The sequence below is a fragment of the Cohnella suwonensis genome (assembly GCF_042655365.1).
GTDB lineage: Bacteria > Bacillota > Bacilli > Paenibacillales > Paenibacillaceae > Cohnella > Cohnella suwonensis.
In genome coordinates this window covers 99,922-121,026 of sequence record NZ_JBHSMH010000011.1, presented here as the reverse complement: position 1 = coordinate 121,026, position 21,105 = coordinate 99,922, and the positions used below count along the sequence as shown (strand labels likewise).

Sequence of the window (21,105 nt, the reverse complement as noted above, 5' to 3'; positions counted from 1 at the left end):
TGGATCCCACAATTTCAACTGCTAGAGGTTTTTACATTATTCTACCTTTTCCGCGAATTGTTGACTATCAGAATTTGAGGTGATGCTGGTTTGATCATACATGGGAATTGCTCCCAAGAGCTTCGCAAGTTACCTGACGCTTCGGTCGAATCGGTTGTGACAGATCCGCCTTATGGACTATCCAAGGAGCCAGATGCGGTCGAAGTGCTCGCGAAGTGGCTGGCAGGCAAGGACTACGAGCATCATAGCAGCGGGTTCATGGGAAAGTCGTGGGACTCATTCGTCCCTGGACCGGCGATCTGGAGGGAAGTCTACCGGGTATTAAAGCCGGGCGGTTACGCGTTAGTATTCGCCGGCACGCGCACACAGGATCTTATGACAATCGCTCTACGCTTGGCCGGCTTCGAGGTTCGAGATGTCATCGAATGGTTGTATTTCAGCGGCTTCCCAAAGTCGATGGACGTAGGAAAATCGTTCGATCGTCGGAGAGATGAAGACATGCCGTATATCTATGCCGTAACTCGTTTTATTGCTGAAGGCCGTGACAGGTCAGGGAAAACCAATCGAGACATCGATGACTATTTTGGTACTAGCGGGATGGCGGGACATTGGACTTCTCAGGCAAGCCAACCACAAGTCCCGAAAATTGAGCAATGGAATCAGTTGAAGCGTTTCCTCATGCTAACCGACAAAATGGATTCCGAAGTTTGGAGGCTGAACGGAAGAAAAGGGCAACCCGGTGATTCATGGGGCGAGCGTGAAAAAATCGGAGAGGCAATCGTAAGTGGCGATGAAGGAACAGCTGGCGGTTTCAAAAACGGAATCGCTTCGTTGCAAAACGCGGGTAGCACAAAGAGACGTGTTATCGATATAACCGCACCAGCGACTGAACTCGCCAAACAGTGGAAAGGCTGGGGGACGGCACTGAAACCGGCTCATGAGCCGATCATCGTCGTGCGGAAGCCATTAATCGGGACAGTTGCTGAGAACGTTGAGAAAAAAGGGACCGGGGCGCTTAATATCGATGGTTGTCGAGTTGCAGATGAAAGCAAGCAAGAAATGACATACACAGTTAAACGCTTTGCTCCAGGGGCGACGATCGATAAAACAGGCGAGTGGAAACAAGATGTTGATTTTACCGGAACTATGAACGCTGGTCGCTTTCCCGCGAATTGTGTAACGACTGACGAGGACGCGTTCTATTCGCCCTACTTCAATGTATCACCACTAGAAATCAGTAAGAAAGCCAGTAAGGCTGATCGTGGCAACTGCAACACACACCCGACCGTAAAGCCGACGGAGCTTATGGGATGGCTGGTACGGCTTGTGACTCCGCCGGGCGGCGTTGTTTTGGATCCATTCGCAGGTAGCGGTTCGACACTTGTCGCGGCAAAACGTGAGGGTTTCGATTTTATCGGTATCGAGCGCGAAGCGGAATACATCAAAATCATCGAGACACGAACGGGGGTTACCCGGAACATGTCAGATGAAGAATGGGAAGCGCTAATGGCGTAAGTAGGAATTGGAACTAGTTGTTAAGTAAATAGCGACGAACTTTCTGTTTCAAAAAAGCAACGTCTCCAGGGCGATTCAGGATATGTAATTTATCGTGGCAGTTCGGACAAACAGCAACTGTATTTTCAATTGAGTCGTCACCACCGCGATAAAGCCAATCGATATGATGTGTATGGAGGTGGGGTTCTCCCTTTTTATTCTGGAATGGAGCTGGCTGATCGCATAGCTGACAAATTCCGTTAGACCAACGTTTTGCATTTTCAGTGACAAACGGATTTCGCTCGAAGACTGTGCCGGTGGATTCGCGCCGACTAGGACGTCTGCTTGAATGAGCAGCTCTTTCAGCAAGTTCATCGTCAGACATCTTCCGCGCAATCTTATCTCTTTCTAAGGCTTTTCTCTCAATTACTTCTGATGGAATGATTGGCCGGGGTCCTAATGCTACCAAAGGAAAAATCCATACCTTGCGAGGAGTTCTACTTTCGCCCAATTGGTCCTCCTGGTAAGGAGAGGCAACATTCTTAACTTGTCCTATATAAATGTAACGAGTTGGTTCAAACACTTCAAATAAATGTATTTCAACTCCGTTATGTCCGCTTTCAGCTAAGGTTCGGTTTTGCATAAAGTTAATATCCTGGTCGCCATTCATGCCCATTCCGGTGTAGTGAAAAACGTCACCTTCCCAACGATCTTCATAAAGCGATTTCGTATGGTCGGAAACTATGACGAGAGAATTGGTCCGGATAGATCTGCGCATTCCGCCTTGGCTAGAACAAAGAAAGAACGTTGAGATGTCATTATTGTTGAGAACATCTCCAGGTTGAATGTTAATGGGCACTACTTGAACGCCTCCGAGCAATAGTAGATATAGGTGCCCACATTATACCATTTGTTGTCGAATGCTAGGAGACTCGTTTCTACAAGGAAGTGAAACAATGGAGCTAGACATTAGTTTCGGCAAGCACCGCGCCGACACGAACTGGAAGCCGGAGTATATGAGCTGGGACGAGTTCGTCGAGCGGCTGCGGAAGGTCCGGCGGACGGCGGAGACGATGGCGCAGTACGACGCGATGCACAACGTCGGCCGTGGGAAGGCGAAGGACGGCCCTGCGTTTGTCGGTGGGCTTGTCCGCGGCGGCCGCCGGAAGAAGGAAGCAATCGACTCTCGCTGCCTGATCACGCTGGACGTGGACCGCGCGGACGACACGTTCCCGTTCATGGTCGAGCTCGTCCTTGGCGGCACGGCGTACGTCATCTACTCGACGCACAGTCATCGCCCGGCGCGGCCGAAGTATCGCCTTATCGTCCCGGTTGACCGGGCGCTATCGCCGGACGAATACACGGCCGTCAGCCGGAAGCTCGCGGAGATGATTGGCATGGACTATTTCGACAAGACGACGTTTCACGTACACCGCCTGATGTACCTACCGAGCTGCTCCAAGGATGCGGAACCGGTGCTAGACGTTTACGAGGGCGGGCCGCTGGACGCGGACGCGATCTTGGCCGAATACGACGACTGGCAAGATGTGATGCAGTGGCCGCGGCACGCCGAAGATAAGGCGCCGGTTCTCGCCGGGAAGCGCGCACAGGATCCGCGGGAGAAGCACGGCACGATCGGGCTATTCTGCCGGGCGTACACGATCGAAGAGGGAATCGACACGTTTCTTTCCGACATCTACGTGTCCGGCAGCATGCCGAACCGCTATACGTACGTGCCGGGTTCGTCCGGAAACGGTCTCGAGATTTATCCGGATCAGGATCTCGCGTTCTCCCACCAGGACTCCGACCCGGTCGCCGACGGCAGGACATACAACCTGTTCGACCTCGTCCGGGTTCACAAGTTCGGTCATCTCGACGAGCGGGTTAAGGAGTTCACGCCGGACGCCAAGAAGCCGAGTCACATCGCGATGGAGCATTTCGCTGTCGGGCTGCCGGAGGTCAAGCGGCTGAAGATGGCCGACATTCAGGGTGATTTCGGCGACATGGACACGGCTGAGCCGGCGGGCGAGGAGCCGGACCCCGATGACGATAGCTGGAAGGAGCGGCTCGATTGCCATCACAAGACCGGCGACGTTCTCCCGACGGCCGGCAATGTTGAACTGATCCTCTCGCACGACATGTGGCACGGTGCGCTCGCGTACGACGCATTCGGGAATGCAGAGGTTATTCGGAAGGCGCTGCCGTGGCGGGACCGGGAGCGGCCACACAAGGAATACGAGCCGTGGCTCGGTGCGGACGACAAGCGGCTCCAGCATTGGTTCTCGAAGGTGTACGGGATGCGCGCGGCGACGACGATCCAGAACGCGTTCACCGAAGTTGTCCACGCGAATCGGTTCCATCCGATTAAGGAGTACATCGAGGCGTTTACGTGGGACGCCACACCGCGGCTCGATCGCGTGTTCATCGATTACCTCGGCGCGGAGGATACGCATTACGTCCGGCAGGTGACGCGGAAGATGCTACTAGCCGCCGTCGCGCGGCTGTATCGCCCGGGTTGCAAGTTCGACGAGATGCTGGTTCTCGTGGGGCCGCAAGGTGCCGGGAAGAGCTCGCTACTTGCAAAGCTTGGTCGTGATTGGTTCAGCGATTCGCTGCGGACGTTCGAGAACAAAGAAGCCGGCGAGCACCTGCAAGCCGGATGGATCTTCGAGATCGGTGAGCTGTCGGCGATGAAGAAATCCGAGGTCGACGAGGTCAAGGCGTTTCTATCGAAGACGGAAGATCGTTACCGGGTTGCCTATGATCGGCAGGTATCGGAGTTCCCGCGGAAATGCGTGTTCTTCGGTACGACGAATACGCGGGATTTCCTGCGGGACGAGACCGGGAACCGCCGCTTTTGGCCCGTCGAGGTTGACCCGTTGCGGGCGCGGCGGAGTCATTGGGACGATCTCACGGCGGACGTTGTCGGGCAAATATGGGCGGAGGCGCTTCACCTATTAAAGGCGGGGGAGTCCTTAGCACTGGATCGGGATGCCGCGGAGGCGGCAAAGCTGCGACAAGCGAGTCACCTGGAGTCGGACCCGCGCGAAGGCATCATTCAAGAGTGGCTGGACAAGCCAGTCGAAGACGACTTTGGCACCGAGCCTTACCGGCGGAAGCGCGTTTGCGCCGCGATGATCTGGGCAGAGTGCTTCGGTCAGCGGGCGGCGGCAATCCCTAAATGGGAGGCACGCGCCATCTGTGACATCATGCGTCGCATGCCGGGATGGGAAGAGCAGAAAGGGAAAGTCCGCGTACCTGAATATGGGCAGTCCGTTGCGTTCGATAGGGTGATTCCAGTGAAAGACGGCGGAACCATTGGAATCACTTGTTGATTCTAACGGTTCGATAGAAATGATCGTGGAATCATCGATTGGAGTCGCCTTCGCACCAATAACAGCAAGGGTTCCCGGTCCCTGATTCCAATGATTCCACATAATTCTTCTATATAAGTAGTTATTAAATAACCTAGGAAAAGCAAATAGAGCACATAGCCCATCCGTGGGTTAAACGCATATGCCTCTATACGCGTGCGTGCGGAATCAGCATCAGGGGGTGCCGAATGCGAGAATCACAATTGGAACGAAGGCTGGTCCGGGAAGTCGAGCGGATTGGCGGGATAGCGCCGAAGTGGGTCAGCCCCGGGAATAACGGCGTGCCAGACCGGATTGTTATACTTCCCGGCGGACGAACGCTTTACGTCGAGATGAAAGCCCCAGGCAAACAATTGGAGCCATTGCAGGCACACTGGGCGAGGAAGCTTCTCGGAATGGGACATCGGCATTACAAGATCGATTCGGACGAGGACATCGATCGGTTCATAGACGAGGTGAGGACTTGAAATATAAACCGCATCAGTACCAGGAATACGCCACGGAACGCATCCTGGACACGCCATACATTGGCTTGCTTCTCGAAATGGGACTCGGCAAAACGGTATCAACGTTAACGGCGATCGATCGGCTGTTGAATGACTACTTCGACGCCAGCCGCGTACTGGTCATCGCGCCGTTACGGGTGGCGGATGACACTTGGGCCCGTGAAGTCGAGAAGTGGGACCACCTGAAGCATTTGCGAATCGCGAAGGTCTTGGGGAGCGCGGCGAACCGCCGGAAAGCGTTGAAAGCAGACGCGGACGTCTGGGTCATCAATCGCGAGAACGTTGAATGGCTCGTCGGCGAGTTCGGCAGCAAGTGGCCATTCGATACGGTCGTCGTGGACGAATCATCCAGCTTTAAGAACCCGCAGGCGAAACGGTTCCGGGCTCTCCGCCGCGTCCGCCCGATGATCAAGCGGCTCGTCGCCCTAACCGGCACGCCAGCGCCGAATAGCCTCATGGACCTGTGGCCGCAAATCTATTTGCTGGATCAAGGCCAGCGACTCGGCAACACGATAACCGGATTCCGGGATCGATACTTCACGCCGGGACAACGCGAGGGGCACGTCGTCTACAACTGGAAGCAGAAGCAGGAAGCGGAGCAACGGATTTACGAGGCGATCGGCGATATCGTCGTCAGCATGAAGGCGTCGGACTGGCTGGAGCTCCCGGAGCGCATTGACCGGACAATTCCGATTAAGCTGTCGGACGAGTCCCGTGCGTTATACAAGAAGCTGGAGCGCGATCTCCTTCTGCCGTATCAGGACGCCGACGTCGTCGCGCAGACCGCCGCGGTGTTATCGAACAAGCTTTTGCAAATGGCGTCCGGCGCCGTCTACGACGAGGACCGCGGCGTCAAGGAGATACACGAGGCGAAGCTGGACGCGCTGGAGGACATTGTCGAGGCGGCGCAAGGGAAGCCGGTCATGGTGTTTTACAACTTCCAGCACAGCCTCGCCCGCATCCAGAGGCGGTTCCCGCAAGCGCGGATCCTGCGGAAGGGCAAAGACGGCATCGAGGACATTCGGGCTTGGAACAACGACGAGATCCCAGTGTTTCTTCTCCACCCAAAGAGCGCCGGCCACGGTCTGAACCTTCAGGAGTCAAGCTGTCAGTCGGTCGTCTGGTATGACCAGATATGGAGCCTCGAGGAGGACCAGCAGGCGAACGCCCGCGTCCATAGGCAAGGGCAGACGCGTCGGATCGTCGTCATGCGGTTGGTGGCTGAGGAGACGATGGACGAGGAAGCCGTCGCGGCTCTGGAGCGCAAGGCGACGGGACAAGAGGAGCTCATGCAGGCGGTTAAAGCCAGAATTGAGAAAGTGAGGCGATCAGAATGAGCGACGTGGTAAATCACCCGGACCATTACACGACCGGGAAGATCGAATGCATAGATGCCATCGAGGCGGCGACGGAAGGTCTGGATGGCTTTGAGGGGATGCTGACGGGAAACACGCTGAAATACCTTTGGCGCTGGAAGAAGAAAAACGGAGTTGAGGATCTCCGGAAGGCGCGGTGGTATCTGGACAAGCTGATCGAGCGACAGGAGGCGAGCGCGGATGACCTGGGTCAAGAAACTGAAACGGGAGTACTCCGAGGGTAAGCGTCAGCTGGTGGCCTATCGGGATTCGCTGCGGCAGCTAACGGATAGAGACGACGAATCATTTTTATCCCCCGAACATCAGAAGGAGCTCGCTGTCGTAGAGGGAATGATCGCCGACATGAACTATGCGATCGAGTGGATGCGGACAGGACGACAACCGAACAGGCGCCGCGGCGTCGACATCCGTGATGCGTATAAGCGATCGATCCTGATGGACATGGACCTGCTGCCCGCGGCGCCGCCGGAGCAGGAGACGCGGATCACGATCGCGCAGAAGCAAGCAGCCGTTCGGGTGTTGATGATGCTGTCGCCGCGCGAATTGGAATGTTACCTGCTTCACATGTCGAACGGGCTGAGTTTGGCTGAGATTGCGAAGGAGATGAAGGTCACAAAGAGGTCGGTGCAAGATTATATCGACCGGGCGAAAACCAAAGTGGCACAAGCGATTTGAGGTTTCTTGCCGTACGATTGCCGTACGAAACGGCATTTATATATAAGGGGATATATTTCGACACCGGACGCCGCTACAGTGGCCAATGAGATTCGGGGCGATCGAGATTATCCTAGCGGTACGTCTCCGTTAAGATCGGAAGGTGCCAATCAGCGACCGGCAATGTTTACGGGACAAGCCTCCTGGGACAATGTCGGTCGATTTCGTTATCTCTGGCCGTAAGGCCATTCATTCTGCCGCGCTGCTAGGGCTGAACCCCCGACCTCCTCGCCGTGTTTCGGGACGGTGCAGAGTGGTACCCGATCTAGCCTTCTATAGGCGAAAAATGGAAAATGGTGTATGATATTGTTGGGAGGGATTTCATTTGAATGACTGGAAGAAACGTATAGTCGATAAGGTTGTGGAACACAATGCAAGGAGAGCCGAGGTGCACTCTACTTTAACTCGCCTAGTTAACGAATTAAAAAATGAAAACGGCATCTCCTCCGGCGGGGTGGAACTTGCTTCCGAACATCCGCTGACTTGGGACGTAACAATCGAAAGAAAAATGGTTCAAGTTACAGAGTCGGAAGTTTCTAGGCATCAAGTCATATTTGAGCAAGGTAAATACGGAGGTCTTGAAGAAACCAATGAGAAAAAAAGCGTCGAGGACGCATTGAAAGAATTATTGGCTACGAGATTCGGATGAGCACCTTAACTGGTGCTTTTTTATTTTGCAGGATAAACCTTCCTTTTGTCGAAATATTGTTCGCATGAGGGAGGTGCAAAATTTGAACGTAGTTAAGATTATTCAGTCACATTTTGAGTTCATTGGAAAACGATCTTATAAGGCCGGCCGGGATCACCTCGAGGAACTAGGTGAAAAAGGAGTATCGAAAAGTACTTTTGCAGTTTCGGGGAGCTTTGAAACTTTATCAAAGCAACTTAATTTAGAAATTGTCGAGCTTTTTAAGAAAATGAGCCATTTGAAGTTCCGACTTAAGCATTTGAAGGCGATACAAGAAAAACTATTGGACTTCACTACCGGACAATTTGAAGAGTGGAAAGCATATTTAATTCAAATAAAAATATTCCACATTGGTGGAGATCAATGGCAATTCGAGCATGAAAAGTTTATTGAGTCTAAGTTAAGAGAAACTAGAAATATTATTGAGTTAGAAATATTGACCATACAACAAAGAACGATTCAACGGTATCGATCTATTATGTGGGATGTTGGAAAGATTTTATTTTCTGCCATTATTGGCGGACTAATTGGAGCCTATATAAAAGGCAAAGCACCTTAACGGGTGCTTTTTTATTTTGCCTGAAAGGAGGCTGTGCGGATGAGTTTGACGGCAAAGCAGCAGAAGTTTGCGGACGAGTTCCTGATAGACCTTAATGCCACGCAAGCGGCAATCAGGTCAGGTTACAGTTCGAATTCAGCCGAACAGCAAGGAAGTAGATTGCTAAGTAATGCGAAGGTCCGCGCGTATATCGACGAGCGAATGGCTGAGCACTCGAGGCGAACAGGCGTCAATCAGGAACGAATTATCCGCGAGCTCGCCCGCATCGCCTTCTTGGACCCGACGAAACTCGTAAACATGAATGATGCGACGGTGCTCTCGGACGCTTCCGACGATGACACTGCCGCGATCGCGTCAATCAAGGTCAAGGAGATGAGCGGCGACGTCGAAAGTATTGAACGAGAAGTGAAGTTCTCGGACAAGATTAAGGCGCTAGAGCTCCTTGGCAAGCGGTTCGGTATGTGGATCGACAAGCAGCAGGTCGACGTTACGGGAGCCGTGCAGATCCTTGACGACGTACCGAAGGGCTCGAACACGACATGACGACGCAAGTCGCCCTAACGAATCTGATCGCTCCGAGCTTCTACGACGTCCATCACGCGATCAAGGAAGAGCGTTATACGCATTTCTGGCTAAAGGGCGGCCGTGGATCGACCAAGTCATCGCTTATTTCTCTTGAGATCATCTTGGGAGTCATGCGCGACCCGAACGCAAATGCCGTGGCGCTTCGGAAGATCAAGGAGAACCTACGGGAGAGCGTATACGAGCAGCTCCTGTGGGCGATCGACGTTCTCGGCGTTTCGCACCTTTGGCACGACAGCGTAAGCCCGATGAGTCTGACGTACAAGCCTACAGGACAGAAGATCATCTTCCGGGGCGCGGACAAGCCGAAGAAAGTGAAATCCAGTAAGCTTCGTCGCGGATATATCAAGTACGTATGGTACGAGGAGATCGACGAGTTCGACGCTGGCGACATCCGGACGATCAACCAGACGTTCCTTCGCGGCGGGCCGAAGTTTATCGTCTTCTACAGCTTCAACCCGCCGAAGTCACAACGCAATTGGGTCAACGCGGAAGTGTTGGAGCCACGTGCGGATCGGTTGGTTCACCATAGTACGTATGAAACTGTCCCCCGCCATTGGCTTGGGGAGCAGTTTTTTGTTGAGGCGGAGGAGCTCCGAAAGAAGAATCTGGACGCCTACGAACACGAGTACCTGGGCAAGGTCACAGGGACAGGTGGCGAGGTATTCCGTAATCTCACGTTCCGAGAGATCGGCGTAAAGGAGATCGAGGTATTCGACCGGGTCAAGCGCGGGCTCGACTTCGGTTATGCCAAGGATCCGCTGCACTACGCGGTTATGCACTACGACAAGACGCGTAAACGACTCTTCATCTTCGGCGAGATCCACAAGGTTCGCATGAGCAACCGATCGGCCGTCACCGAGATTAAGAAGGAGAACACGGGCAACCGCTCGATCACGGCAGACAGCGCCGAACCGCGGACGATCAATGAGTTCCGGGAGCTAGGCCTGAATATCGTGGGGGCCAAGAAGGGCCCTGACAGTGTGGAGCATGGCGTGAAGTTTCTGGAGGACTTGGAAGAGATCATCATCGATCCGGTACGCTGCCCGAACACGAAGCGCGAATTCTACGGCTACGAGTTGGACCGTGACGGGAACGGGAATTTCAAGGATGGTTATCCGGACAAGGATAATCACTCAATCGACGCCGTGCGGTATGCGCTCGAGGACGAGATGCGGAACGCTCGCGTGAAGGTAGGAAGCAAAGTCAAGATAGGGGTGAGATAGATTATGGCGATCATACGAGACAGGGCATTCATGCCGGACCCGAACGACGTTCCGCTCGACTTGCTTATTAGCTGCGTGAAGGAGCACCAGAGCGAGCTGGCACGGCTTGACAAGCTCGATCGCTATTATCGCGGTGAACATGTAATCCTGAAGCGTGAAGAGAGTGTGACCGGGCTTCCTAACAATAAACTGGTCGCGAACCACGCGAAGTACGTAACGGATATCGCCGTTGGTTATACGTTCGGTCACCCAGTCAAATATGACGGCAAGCAGATCGAGGATGCGTTGGATGCCTATAAGACAATCGACGTGACTAGCCACGACTCGGAGATCGGTAAGGACTTGTCCATTTTCGGTATAGGTCGAGAGCTATATTACTTGAGCAGTGATGATTCCCCGATTCCGAAGGTGACATGCATCGACCCTCGTTCGCTCTTCCTCGTCGTCGATGATACCGTAGAGTACAGGTCGCTGTTCGGCGTCCATTATTATGAGCGAAAGGATATTGACGGGGCATCGACCGGGTACAAAGTGTTTGTCTACACGTCGGGATGGATCATTGAGTACTCTGCGGACAATCTTACCGGTGGATACGAACTTGTCGATATTAATGAGCATTACTGGGGCGTTGTTCCTGTCGTTGAGTTCTGGAACAACGAGGAGCAAATGGGCGACTTCGAGGGCGTGATCACGCTGATCGATGCTTATAATGCGCTGGCATCTGACCGGATGAACGACAAGGACCAGTTCGTCGATGCCATTCTTAAGCTGAAAGGCGTCAGCCTTGGCGACGACATGGCAGAGGCATCGCGGACGATTAAGCTGCTGAAAGAGCTTAAGGTGCTTGAAATGCCAACTACTGATGCTGATGCGGACTGGTTGACCAAACAACTCAACGAAGAGCAAGTCGAAGTACTCCGAAACGCGCTGAAGTCCGACATCCACGAATTTTCGATGGTGCCGGACCTGACGGATGAGAATTTCGCGGCAAACGCGTCCGGCGTAGCTATGAAGTATAAGCTGTTCGGACTTGAGCAACTGGCCGTCACCAAGGAACGGTACTTCAAGCAAGGACTGCGCGAGCGCCTGGCGATGTTCGCCCGAATGCTCGGAGTAAAGGGTAAAGCGGTCGACGTATCTGATGCGTCGATTACGATGACGCGTAATCTGCCGGCGAACGACTTAGAGACGGCGCAAATGATTTCGACACTTAGCGGTTCGGTCAGCAAAAGGACTTTGATCAGTCAGTTATCCTTCGTTGACGATCCGGATGCGGAAGTAAAGGCCGTCGAGGCTGAGAAGGACGCGGACGTCAAACGGCAGCAGCAGTCTTTCGGCATGCCGATGGACGAAGAGTCCAAAGAGGATGATGTCGTAGATGACGACGAGGAGTAACTCTTATTGGGAGCGGCGGTCGCGTAGCCGTATGGCGGAATACCACCGCGAGGCCGATTCTACGATGGCCGTGATCTCATCCGCGTACGACAAGGCGCGACGGGATATCGACGTTGAGATCGAGAAGATTTTCCGTACTTACGGAACAAATGGCAAGATGGACCCAGCTAAAGCGAAGAAGGTACTGAACGGGTACATCCCCAATCCACTTTTTAAGCTGGGTCAATATTTTTATCCGATGATCCGTAACCCGCGGGTAAAACAATGGCTCTTGAACAAGCTGAACGCTCCGGCCTATCGCGCACGAATTACTCGGCTGGAAGCCCTAAAAGAGCAGATTTACCTCCAATCCAAATTGATTGCCGACGTTGAAATCGTAACAAGCACTTTGGGATATGTTAGGACGATCAAAGAGGCATATTACCGCACCGCGTTCGACCTCCAGCGCGGCACCGGTTACGCTTATGAATTCGCGGCAATGCCGGTTAGCACTGTCGAAACGATCCTGAAGCGGCCTTGGAGCAGTGAGCAGTTCAGCGCTCGAGTATGGCGAAATACAGATGTCTTGTCCGGGCAACTCACGGAAGTAATCACGGCCGGCTTCTTGGCCGGAACGAGCCTGGACAAAATGCGCCGTGACATCCAGGAAAGAATGCAGGTCGGTAAACATGCAGCTAACCGGCTTCTGCGGACGGAGACGACGTACATGGCCAACGCTTCCGAAATGGAGGCATACGCCGAGGCTGATGTCGATGAATATCGGTTCGTCGCGACGCTTGATTTGCGGACGTCCCAGCAATGCCGTCAGCACGACAACAAGGTGTATCTGGTTAAGGAGGCGATGCCCGGATCAAACATGCCGCCGCTTCATGTCTACTGCCGTTCTACGACAATCGCCGTGATTGATGTCGAGAAGGACGAGGAGCTGGAGAGACGCGCTCGGGATCCGAAAACAGGCGAGACGATGACTGTCCCGGCGAGCACATCATACGAAGAATGGCGTGCAGGGCTCGGCCAGCAACATGGCGAGGAGCGGATATCGACGTTCGAGAAGCAGATTCAGAACGGAGCTGCGGACCGAAAGCAGTACGAACAGTACCGAATAGTCCTTCGCGGCACCGCTCCAAAATCCTTTGCCGCTTTCAGGGAATTGAAATATACTGGAAGTGAGGAGTGGGAGAGGCTTAAAGCGGATTATCGAAAGTTGAATGCTTACGATAAAGTCGCCGCAAACGAGCCGAAAATCACGACCGATCTGAAAGAGATTTCGACCAACACGGGAACGGACTTAGTCGGACTCGAGTACCGATTGAAGACGCGATCTTCTTATCTCCGGAAGGTAAATTCGGATAGCCAGAATAGTTTGGATGCCAAAGTCATCTCGGATACGATCGCGGGAACGAACGACATCATCCGGTATACGTTCCAAGCTGCCGATGATAAGCTCACAGCCGCATTCTTCGACGTCACGCAGGCGATGGAAGAGAAGGGTTATGTGCGGCACAAGCTCAAAAACACCTGGAACGACAAGCGAAATCCTTACAAAGGGATCAACGGAATATTCGTCAGTCCGTCTGGACAGCGTTTCGAAGTTCAGTTCCATACGCCGGAAAGCTTCGAGCTCAAGAACGGGCCGCTTCACAAGCTTTACGAAGAGTACCGACTGGATGCCACATCGTCGGAACGTCGTGCGGAGCTGACGCTTGAAATGTTCACAATGTCGGCGCGACTCGCGCGACCGAAGGATATCGATACGATCAAATAGGGGGTGCCGGTGATGCCGGAAGATTTCTATTTCGCATATGGATACGACGGGAAGACGGCGACACGCCTCTATCGATTCGTCGGCGGTAACTTCGAGCGATATGATCCGTCGGATAAGTCTTGGACACCTGATCCGGGGCAGAGTCGAATTTTCATAGGCGAGGATCTCGAATATGATGAGATCACGGAAGAGCAAGCAAAACAAATAGCTGTTCTTGTATGAAACACCCTCACGATCGGGGGTGTTTTTGTTTTGTCCAACACGCGTGGCAAGACGTTAAACTGCCGATCGCGGACAAAGCCGAAGGGCGTTAAACTGGAGGATTTACGATGAAACAATTCGTCGATTCGCTTAAACGTAAGCCGTTCATGCCTTTGAACCTGCAACTCTTTGCGGATGACAAGGATAAGGACGATCCGGACAAGGATAAATCCGACCCGGATAAAGACAAGGACAAGAAGGATGACGACGTCACCTTCACGCCTGAGCAGCAAGCCCGCATCGATGCCTTGATCGCGAAGACGATCGCCAAGGAGCGCGCCAAAGCCGAGGCGGACGTCGCTAAAGCCAAGACCGAAGCCGAGAAGCTCGCTAAGATGAACGCCGATCAAAAGGCGGAATACGAGCGCCAGAAGCGCGACGATGAGCTGGCAAAGCGCGAAGCTGAAATCTCACGGCGGGAGCTGCGGGCGACGGCGCTTGAGACGCTGGCCGAAAAAGGGCTTCCGAAGCAACTCGCCGACATTCTCGACTATTCAGACGCGGAGAAAGCGAACGCCAGCATCGCATCCGTCGAAACGGCATTCCGAGCTGCGGTCGAAGCCGGGGTAAATGAACGGCTGAAAGGCAATCCACCCGGGGGCGGCGGAGGCGGCAAAGGCGGCGGGCAAATCAACCCATGGAAGAAGGAAACATTCAACTTGACCGAGCAGGGCCGCATTATCCGGGAGAACCCGGAACTGGCGAAGCAGCTTAAGGCTGCAGCTGGAGTTAAATAAAAAGGAGTAGTGATCATTCATGCCAGAAACTCGAATTTCTAATGTTATCGTTCCTGAAGTGTTTAACCCTTACCTGATCGAGCGTACAGCGCAGCTATCCGCACTCGTGCAGTCGGGCATCATTGTGCCAGACTCTGAATTGGACAAACTCGCCATGTCCGGCGGCACGATTCTCAACATGCCGTTCTGGCAAGACCTGACGGGAGATTCCGAGGTGCTTAGCGACTCGGCCGCGCTTACGGTGAACGCCATCACTGCAAGCAAGGATCAGTCCCGTTTGCATACCCGCGGTAAAGCTTGGGGCGCGAATGACCTCGCAAAAGCATTGTCCGGCGACGATCCGATGAAAGCAATCGCTGATCTGGTCGCCGCATGGTGGAACCGTGATCGCCAGAAGATGCTTTTCTCAACACTTAAAGGTGTATTCGGTGCGGCTACGATGGCGGGGAACGTGTCGGACATCTCCGGGGGAGTCGGCGCAGCCGCAGTCATCAGCGCCGAAACGATTATCGACGCGCAGTTGAAACTTGGCGATGCGGCGGATAAGCTGACCGCGTTCTCCATGCATTCCGCCGTATTCGGCAAGCTGCAGAAGGATCAGTTGATCATCTACAAAGTAGATCCGACTTCCGGCGTTTCCTTCCCGACGTATCTCGACAAACGAGTCATCGTCGATGACGGCCACCCTGTTGCAGCGGGGGTATACACAACGTACCTGTATGGCTCGGGTGCGATTGGCTTCGGCCAAGGCGGCGCTCCCGTACCGACAGAGACGGATCGCGACAGCCTTGCGGGTGTCGATGTGCTGATTAACCGTCAGCACTTCATCCTGCACCCGCGCGGCGTGAAATGGACGGAAACTGCGGTTGCTGGTGTCTCGCCTACCAATGCGGAGCTCGAAACGGCTACGAACTGGTCGCGGGTTTACGAGAACAAGAACATCCGCATCGTTCAGTTCAAACACAAAATCGCGTAAAGAGAGCCCTTCGGGGCTCTTTTTGCTGGAGGTGAAGATCATGGGATTGGCAGCATTTAACCGGATGCGGAGGTTAGCCGCTGAGCAAGAGCAAGCGGAAGAGCGGGAGCAAAGCGCCGTACCGAATGATAAGCCGATATTGGAGTTGACGTTCTCGGAACTCCGGGCTGCTGCTAAAGCGCGCGAGATTGAAGGCTACGGCAAAATGTCGAAGGAACAGCTCGTCGTAGCGCTTAGCCAACAAGGCGGCGAGACATGAGCCAACTTGAAAAGCTGAAAGTGATGCTCGGGATCGCGTTGTCTGATACTTCCCAGGATGCTGACTTGCAACTCCTTCTTGACGACGCATCCGCCGATCTCATGTCATGGACGAACCGCTCAGCGCCCCCCGTTGGTCTCGAGCCAACGCAGCGCCAAATCGCCGTGATCCGGTACAACAAACAAGGTGCTGAAGGCGAAACGGCGCACAGTGAGGGCGGGATCAGCCGGTCATTCGAGGATCTCCCGCCGTCCATTCAAGCGACGATCGGGCAATTTAGGCTGCTGAAGGTGGCTAGCTATGCGACTCCTTAAGCGTGATCAGCGTGTCGTCGTCTTCCGGAACCGCGTCGAAACCAAGGATCCCGATGGCACGACTTTCGAGACTTGGAGCGATACGGTTGTCGATGTTCGAGGAAACGTCCAGCCGGCTGGCGGTCGCGTGATGGCCGAACAATACGGCGAGCGGTTGAGCTACATGCTCATGATGTACACCGAAAGTGCGGCAGGTGTCGCCGAGAGTGCTGGGGCGTGGGTGTACGTGCCAGCGGACGCCACAGAACCGGATTACAAGGTCGTCGCTGTGCGACCGTGGCGTCACACCGTCATTGAGCTCGAGAAGGTGCGACCGTGACGATTCGGAATCTCAACAGCCTGATGCGTAAACTCGAACGGCTCGGCGGAGACAAAACAGCGCTCATTAACGGGATCCGTAAGGCCACGATGAAAGTCCAGGGTGACGCGAAGCTGCTCGCGCCGGTGAATGACGGTCAACTCCGTAACAGCATCAAGGCCGAGACAAAGGAAGAAGGCGGGAACGTCGTTGGGCGAGTGTTTACTAACCTTGAATATGCGGCCTATGTCGAGTATGGGACAGGTCAGCGTGGGGAGGATTCACCATCGCCGCCGAAGTCTCCGGAGGACATTTACCATCGGCAGGACTGGACCGGGATGCCGGCGCAACCTTATCTTTATCCCGCAGCGCGGGAGAACAAGGAGACCGCGTCTAAGCTCGTTGCCAAGGAAATCAAAAAGGAAATCCAGAAACTGGCCGGGAGGAGACGCTAGTGTTTGACGTGAAACCCGAAATCAACGCGCTGCTGTCCGCTATTCCGGGTGTGACGGTTTCCGACGCTTTTCCGACGGCCAAAGCGAAGATGCCGCATATCAGCTTTTACGAGCTTTCCAACGGGGACCCGCTAACGATAGCCGCGGGGCCACTCAGCGATATCAGCGTTCAAATCGATGTGTGGCATAATCGCTCAACCGGTTTGATCGCGTCCGAAGTCGATGCGAGGATGAACAGCATAGGCTTCCGCCGTCAGATGTCCGCCGACTTGCCCGACCCGTCCGGGCTCAAACGCAAGACCATGCGCTACCGCGGCGTCGTAGATGTTCGCTCCGGGCGCGTATCTCAATAATGACAAGGAGATGATCGAATGCCAGGCGTTTTGAGCAAAGACACGACTTTATCGTATCAATCGAGTGTAGGGCCGCCGGCGGTTTATACAGAAATCGGGCTTCTGATGGAAGTTCCGGAGCTCGGCGGCGATCCGGAACAAGTGGAAGTAACCACGCTGAAAGATGGCGTCAAGAAATACATTCCCGGTATTAAGGATCTCGGCGATCTTACATTCAGCTTCCTGTATGACAACGAGACGACGACTTCCAACTACCGTGTGCTGAAAGGATTTCAAGATGCGGGAACGGTGAAAAAATACCGCGTGACCTACCCTGATGACACGACGCACGATTTCGACGCGTATGTGAACGTGAAAATGGATAGCGCAGCCGTAAATGCGGCGCTCACTTTCACGGCTTCATTTTTCCTGCAGTCCGAAATCACGACCACGAATCCGGTCTAATCACTTAAGCGCCTCAATGCGGGGCGCTTTTTCATTTTCAATTGGAGGGATAAATGATGCTTTATACCACACTCACGATCGGTTCCAAGGATTACAAGTTGCGTCTTGGTGCCGCGAACATTATGGAGCTCGAGAAGCAACTCGGCGGTAACAATCCGATGGACGTTCTCATGGCGACGCAAAACGGACAACTGCCGCCATTGACAGCGACACTTAGGATCCTGCACGGCTCGATGCAAAAGTTCCAGCACGGCGTGAGCTTTAACGACGTTGTCGCTTTATACGACGATTATGTCGCGGAGGGCAATTCCTATACGGACCTGCTGCCGGTGCTGATTGACGTGTTCAAGGTTAGCGGTTTTTTCAAAGTGGCGCCGGAAGCGGAGAGCAGCGAGACGGCGAAACCGTAAGCTCGCTAACAGAGCTATTCGAGCGCCTCTATCCCTCAGCTTGTGTGGCAGGTGTTGACTCGGTCGCTTACTGGGACATGTCTTATCGGGAGATCATCGCGGCGATTGATGGCTATCAGTCCCGGCTCAAGATCGAGCAGGAGCGAATGAAGGCGGATATGCAGGTCCAAGCGATCGTCGCTTACCGCGAGGCTAACCTGATAAGCGTACTCGTTTCTCGGCTGCTTGGTGGAAAGGCGAAATCACCAACGCTGGCTGAGGCGTTTCCGGGCATCTTTCCGGAAGAAATGCTTGCTTCGCGCACTCAGGACTGGCGAATCATGAAAGATCGTATCGCCTCGTATGGCGTACGGCATAGAAAGCGGGGTGAACAACGTGGCAATCACGATCGAGGAACTACAGGTGCTGGTGACAGGGGAGACGAGGCAACTCCGCCGGGAACTTGACAGCGTCCGCAGGCAAATCAGCCAAGTGGATCGTGACGTCCAACGATCGACAGGTTCAATCAAGTCTGCATTTAAGACGCTCGGCGTAACCGTCGCTGCAGTTGGGGTCGCGTTAGCGTTGGCTTTCACCTCGCCCATGCGAGATGCAATGAAGTTTGAAGCTTCTTTGGGGCAGATCAATCGACTCATGGGCGACAGCGCTAAGGCATTCGAATCTTGGGCCGACACGCAAGCATCTGCATTCGGAATAGCTCGCTCCGAAGCAGTGCAATATGGAGCCACTTATGCGAATTTACTTAGCGGTTTTAGCCGCGGTACGGCGGAAACTACGCAGCGGACAATGGATCTGCTGAAGGCCTCCGCTGTCGTGGCCAGTTCAACCGGTCGGACGATTGACGATGTCATGGAGCGCATCCGGTCCGGCTTACTCGGGAACACGGAAGCGATCGAGGACCTTGGTATCAATGTCAACGTCGCCCTGATCGAGTCGACGAAAGCTTTCAAGGAATTCGCGAACGGTCGGAGCTGGGAGCAACTCGATTTTAACGCTCAGCAGACGATCCGCTATTTCGCGATCCTCGAGCAAGCGTCGGTTAAATATGGAAATTCGCTTGCTCAGAATACCACGAGCCGGCAGGCTGCTTTCACCGCCGAGCTTAAGAATGCGCGCCTGGCGCTCGGGCAAGCGTTTCTGCCGATCTATAACGCTGTCCTGCCTGCACTTACAACGATGGCGAGAGCCTTGGCGACTGCGATGCAGTGGCTTGCAGCCTTTACACAGGCGCTATTTGGGAGTAAGCAAGCAGAGCAGACACAATCCGTCAGCGCGCAGGCAGGCGCGGTAAGTGGGCTTGGTGATGCCTATGAGAAGGCCGGCAAGCAGGCTAAGGGAGCTGTCGGTGGTTTTGATCAGGTCAACCTCGTCGGTGGGAATAAAGGAGAAAGTGGCGGTGCTGGTGGCGGATCGAACACGCCGGTTCCTGCTGTCGAAAATCAAGGCGGTTTATTGACTGGCGTAACCGACTCGATGTCTGGTGTTGCTGACAAGGCAAAAGAGATGGCTGCTAAGGTGAAATCGGCATTCGGATCGATGACCCAATTTATCAAGAACAACTCCGACATTATCATCGCATCGTTGGCCGGCGTTGGAGCCGCGATCGGGACGGCGTTCCTCATCACGAAGTGGGCATCAATTGTAGCGGCATTACAACGCGCATGGGTTGCTGTGGAAGTTGCAGTAACGACGATCGGCGCCGCTCTCGCGTCCGTTTCCTTGGTTGTTGTCGCAGTCGTAGCCGTTGTTGCTCTACTTGTTGCCGCATTCGTCTACTTCTACCGTACGAATGAGAGTTTCCGAGGCAAGGTCGACGGTATTTTACAAGCGATCGGCGACGCGGCCATTTGGCTTTGGAACGAGGTCCTCGTACCTTTTGGAAAGTTCCTCGGTGATGTGTTCGTTGCCGCTTGGGAAGCCGTCAAGGTCGCCGCGGAGTGGCTGTGGAAAAACGTACTTGTGCCGTTTGGGCAATTCCTGATGACGTTTTACAATCAGGTCATCGTACCGCTCGCTGCGGTACTGAAGGACGTGCTTGGGGTCGCATTTAAGTTCGTATCGGAAGTTGCGAAATCGTTTTGGGAAAAAGTACTTGTTCCGCTTGGCAAGGCGCTGAAAGAAATGTTTGGGCCCGCTGTTGAAGCGGTAACGGCGGTTTTGACGTTCTTGTGGAAAAACGTCATGCAGCCGCTTGCGGCATTTATCGGGGACAAGCTCATCACGAATTTTAAGAGCCTTGTCGAAGTTATAACATGGCTCTGGAAAAACGTATTAAAGCCGGTCGCAACATTTGTTGGTGGCGCATTCCTATCTGTCTTTAATAATGTCTTTGACGCCATAGGCGGCATAATCGGTGGGCTTAAAACGGCATTTATCGGCCTGATGAATTTTATCACCGGCGTATTTACCGGGGATTGGTCGCGAGCTTGGAACGGTCTGAAAGACGTGTTCAAGGGCATAACGGACGCGATCGGAAGCTATTTCAAAGGCGTTATCAACATCATAATCGACTCACTCAACTGGCTCATCCGTCAAATGAATAAAATTAAGTTTGACATGCCCGACTGGATTCCAGGATGGGCAGGCGGCGGCAAATCATTCGGCATCAGCATAAAAGAGATTCCGAAGCTCGCGAAAGGCGGTCTCGCATTCGGTCCAACGCTTGCAATGGTCGGCGACAACCGCGGCGCTACTTCTGATCCGGAGGTTATATCGCCTCTCTCGAAACTGGAGGCGATGATCGGCGGTAAGAACGATAACCGGGAAGTTGTCGCGGTGCTCAAATCGATCCTTCAAGCAGTCAAGTCAAGCGGAAGCGACGACACGGCTACAATCAGCAAGACCGATCTCGCCCGCGCGGCAACGGCCGGCATTAACGCCCAGACACGTCGGATCGGAAAAAATCTATTAACGACATAA

The 21,105-nt window shown here is 53.9% G+C and carries 25 protein-coding genes; 24 read left to right on the top strand and 1 reads right to left on the bottom strand.

What is annotated here, in order from left to right; translation table 11 throughout:
• The first annotated feature begins 90 nt into the window (after positions 1-90).
• Positions 91-1,515 (top strand): DNA-methyltransferase, encoded by a 1,425-nt coding sequence (locus tag ACFPPD_RS06845; RefSeq protein ID WP_209748570.1) that lies wholly within the window; start codon positions 91-93, stop codon positions 1,513-1,515.
• A gap of 13 nt (positions 1,516-1,528) precedes the next feature.
• On the opposite strand, the gene ACFPPD_RS06840 is transcribed toward ACFPPD_RS06845, so the two are convergent.
• Positions 1,529-2,353 carry an HNH endonuclease gene (locus tag ACFPPD_RS06840; protein WP_378081620.1) on the bottom strand — a complete coding sequence of 275 codons (825 nt, stop codon included), beginning with the start codon at positions 2,351-2,353 and terminating at the stop codon, positions 1,529-1,531.
• 97 nt (positions 2,354-2,450) lie between these two features.
• Here ACFPPD_RS06840 and ACFPPD_RS06835 point away from each other — a divergent pair, with 97 nt between their 5' ends.
• From ACFPPD_RS06835 to ACFPPD_RS06725, 23 genes are all read left to right on the top strand, one after another.
• Positions 2,451-4,829, top strand: coding sequence for a virulence-associated E family protein (locus ACFPPD_RS06835; protein WP_209748572.1), 2,379 nt, complete (start codon positions 2,451-2,453; stop codon positions 4,827-4,829).
• Between the two features lie 227 nt (positions 4,830-5,056).
• Positions 5,057-5,335, top strand: coding sequence for a VRR-NUC domain-containing protein (locus ACFPPD_RS06830; RefSeq protein WP_209748574.1), 279 nt, complete (start codon positions 5,057-5,059; stop codon positions 5,333-5,335).
• Entirely contained in the window at positions 5,332-6,711 is a 1,380-nt protein-coding gene (locus tag ACFPPD_RS06825; protein WP_209748576.1) for a DEAD/DEAH box helicase, read from the top strand. Before ACFPPD_RS06830 ends, ACFPPD_RS06825 begins: the two co-directional genes overlap by 4 nt.
• Positions 6,708-6,974 carry a DUF3310 domain-containing protein gene (locus ACFPPD_RS06820; RefSeq protein ID WP_209748578.1) on the top strand — a complete coding sequence of 89 codons (267 nt, stop codon included), beginning with the start codon at positions 6,708-6,710 and terminating at the stop codon, positions 6,972-6,974. The genes ACFPPD_RS06825 and ACFPPD_RS06820 overlap by 4 nt, the downstream gene beginning before the upstream one ends.
• Positions 6,931-7,425 (top strand): sigma factor-like helix-turn-helix DNA-binding protein, encoded by a 495-nt coding sequence (locus ACFPPD_RS06815; RefSeq protein ID WP_209748580.1) that lies wholly within the window; start codon positions 6,931-6,933, stop codon positions 7,423-7,425. Before ACFPPD_RS06820 ends, ACFPPD_RS06815 begins: the two co-directional genes overlap by 44 nt.
• Before the next feature lie 364 nt (positions 7,426-7,789).
• Complete coding sequence (locus tag ACFPPD_RS06810; RefSeq protein WP_209748582.1) at positions 7,790-8,113, top strand: hypothetical protein; 324 nt, start codon at positions 7,790-7,792, stop codon at positions 8,111-8,113.
• 82 nt (positions 8,114-8,195) lie between these two features.
• Entirely contained in the window at positions 8,196-8,711 is a 516-nt protein-coding gene (locus tag ACFPPD_RS06805) for a hypothetical protein (protein ID WP_209748584.1), read from the top strand.
• Positions 8,712-8,750: 39 nt separating this feature from the next.
• Positions 8,751-9,254: a terminase small subunit gene (locus ACFPPD_RS06800; protein WP_209748586.1), complete on the top strand. Its 504-nt coding sequence runs from the start codon at positions 8,751-8,753 to the stop codon at positions 9,252-9,254.
• Positions 9,251-10,519 carry a PBSX family phage terminase large subunit gene (locus ACFPPD_RS06795; RefSeq protein ID WP_209748587.1) on the top strand — a complete coding sequence of 423 codons (1,269 nt, stop codon included), beginning with the start codon at positions 9,251-9,253 and terminating at the stop codon, positions 10,517-10,519. The genes ACFPPD_RS06800 and ACFPPD_RS06795 overlap by 4 nt, the downstream gene beginning before the upstream one ends.
• Before the next feature lie 3 nt (positions 10,520-10,522).
• Positions 10,523-11,914, top strand: coding sequence for a phage portal protein (locus ACFPPD_RS06790; protein WP_209748589.1), 1,392 nt, complete (start codon positions 10,523-10,525; stop codon positions 11,912-11,914).
• Positions 11,898-13,679, top strand: coding sequence for a minor capsid protein (locus tag ACFPPD_RS06785; protein WP_209748591.1), 1,782 nt, complete (start codon positions 11,898-11,900; stop codon positions 13,677-13,679). The genes ACFPPD_RS06790 and ACFPPD_RS06785 overlap by 17 nt, the downstream gene beginning before the upstream one ends.
• Positions 13,680-13,691: 12 nt before the next feature.
• Positions 13,692-13,901, top strand: a complete 210-nt coding sequence (locus ACFPPD_RS06780) for a hypothetical protein (RefSeq protein WP_209748593.1) — start codon at positions 13,692-13,694, stop codon at positions 13,899-13,901.
• A gap of 107 nt (positions 13,902-14,008) precedes the next feature.
• Complete coding sequence (locus ACFPPD_RS06775) at positions 14,009-14,677, top strand: DUF4355 domain-containing protein (protein WP_209748595.1); 669 nt, start codon at positions 14,009-14,011, stop codon at positions 14,675-14,677.
• A 19-nt stretch (positions 14,678-14,696) separates the two neighbouring features.
• Positions 14,697-15,653 carry a major capsid protein gene (locus ACFPPD_RS06770; protein WP_209748597.1) on the top strand — a complete coding sequence of 319 codons (957 nt, stop codon included), beginning with the start codon at positions 14,697-14,699 and terminating at the stop codon, positions 15,651-15,653.
• A gap of 40 nt (positions 15,654-15,693) precedes the next feature.
• Complete coding sequence (locus tag ACFPPD_RS06765; protein WP_209748599.1) at positions 15,694-15,912, top strand: Rho termination factor N-terminal domain-containing protein; 219 nt, start codon at positions 15,694-15,696, stop codon at positions 15,910-15,912.
• A complete protein-coding gene (locus ACFPPD_RS06760; RefSeq protein WP_209748601.1) occupies positions 15,909-16,226 on the top strand; it encodes a phage head-tail connector protein in 318 nt (105 codons plus the stop codon). Before ACFPPD_RS06765 ends, ACFPPD_RS06760 begins: the two co-directional genes overlap by 4 nt.
• Positions 16,213-16,545 carry a hypothetical protein gene (locus ACFPPD_RS06755; RefSeq protein ID WP_209748603.1) on the top strand — a complete coding sequence of 111 codons (333 nt, stop codon included), beginning with the start codon at positions 16,213-16,215 and terminating at the stop codon, positions 16,543-16,545. The genes ACFPPD_RS06760 and ACFPPD_RS06755 overlap by 14 nt, the downstream gene beginning before the upstream one ends.
• Positions 16,542-16,979 (top strand): HK97-gp10 family putative phage morphogenesis protein, encoded by a 438-nt coding sequence (locus ACFPPD_RS06750; RefSeq protein ID WP_209748605.1) that lies wholly within the window; start codon positions 16,542-16,544, stop codon positions 16,977-16,979. Before ACFPPD_RS06755 ends, ACFPPD_RS06750 begins: the two co-directional genes overlap by 4 nt.
• Entirely contained in the window at positions 16,979-17,332 is a 354-nt protein-coding gene (locus ACFPPD_RS06745; protein WP_209748607.1) for a hypothetical protein, read from the top strand. Before ACFPPD_RS06750 ends, ACFPPD_RS06745 begins: the two co-directional genes overlap by 1 nt.
• 18 nt (positions 17,333-17,350) lie before the next feature.
• Complete coding sequence (locus ACFPPD_RS06740; protein WP_209748609.1) at positions 17,351-17,776, top strand: phage tail tube protein; 426 nt, start codon at positions 17,351-17,353, stop codon at positions 17,774-17,776.
• Positions 17,777-17,832: 56 nt separating this feature from the next.
• Complete coding sequence (locus tag ACFPPD_RS06735; RefSeq protein WP_209748611.1) at positions 17,833-18,186, top strand: DUF6096 family protein; 354 nt, start codon at positions 17,833-17,835, stop codon at positions 18,184-18,186.
• 77 nt (positions 18,187-18,263) lie between these two features.
• Positions 18,264-18,632, top strand: coding sequence for a hypothetical protein (locus ACFPPD_RS06730; protein ID WP_209748613.1), 369 nt, complete (start codon positions 18,264-18,266; stop codon positions 18,630-18,632).
• Positions 18,562-21,105: a phage tail protein gene (locus tag ACFPPD_RS06725; protein ID WP_209748615.1), complete on the top strand. Its 2,544-nt coding sequence runs from the start codon at positions 18,562-18,564 to the stop codon at positions 21,103-21,105. Before ACFPPD_RS06730 ends, ACFPPD_RS06725 begins: the two co-directional genes overlap by 71 nt.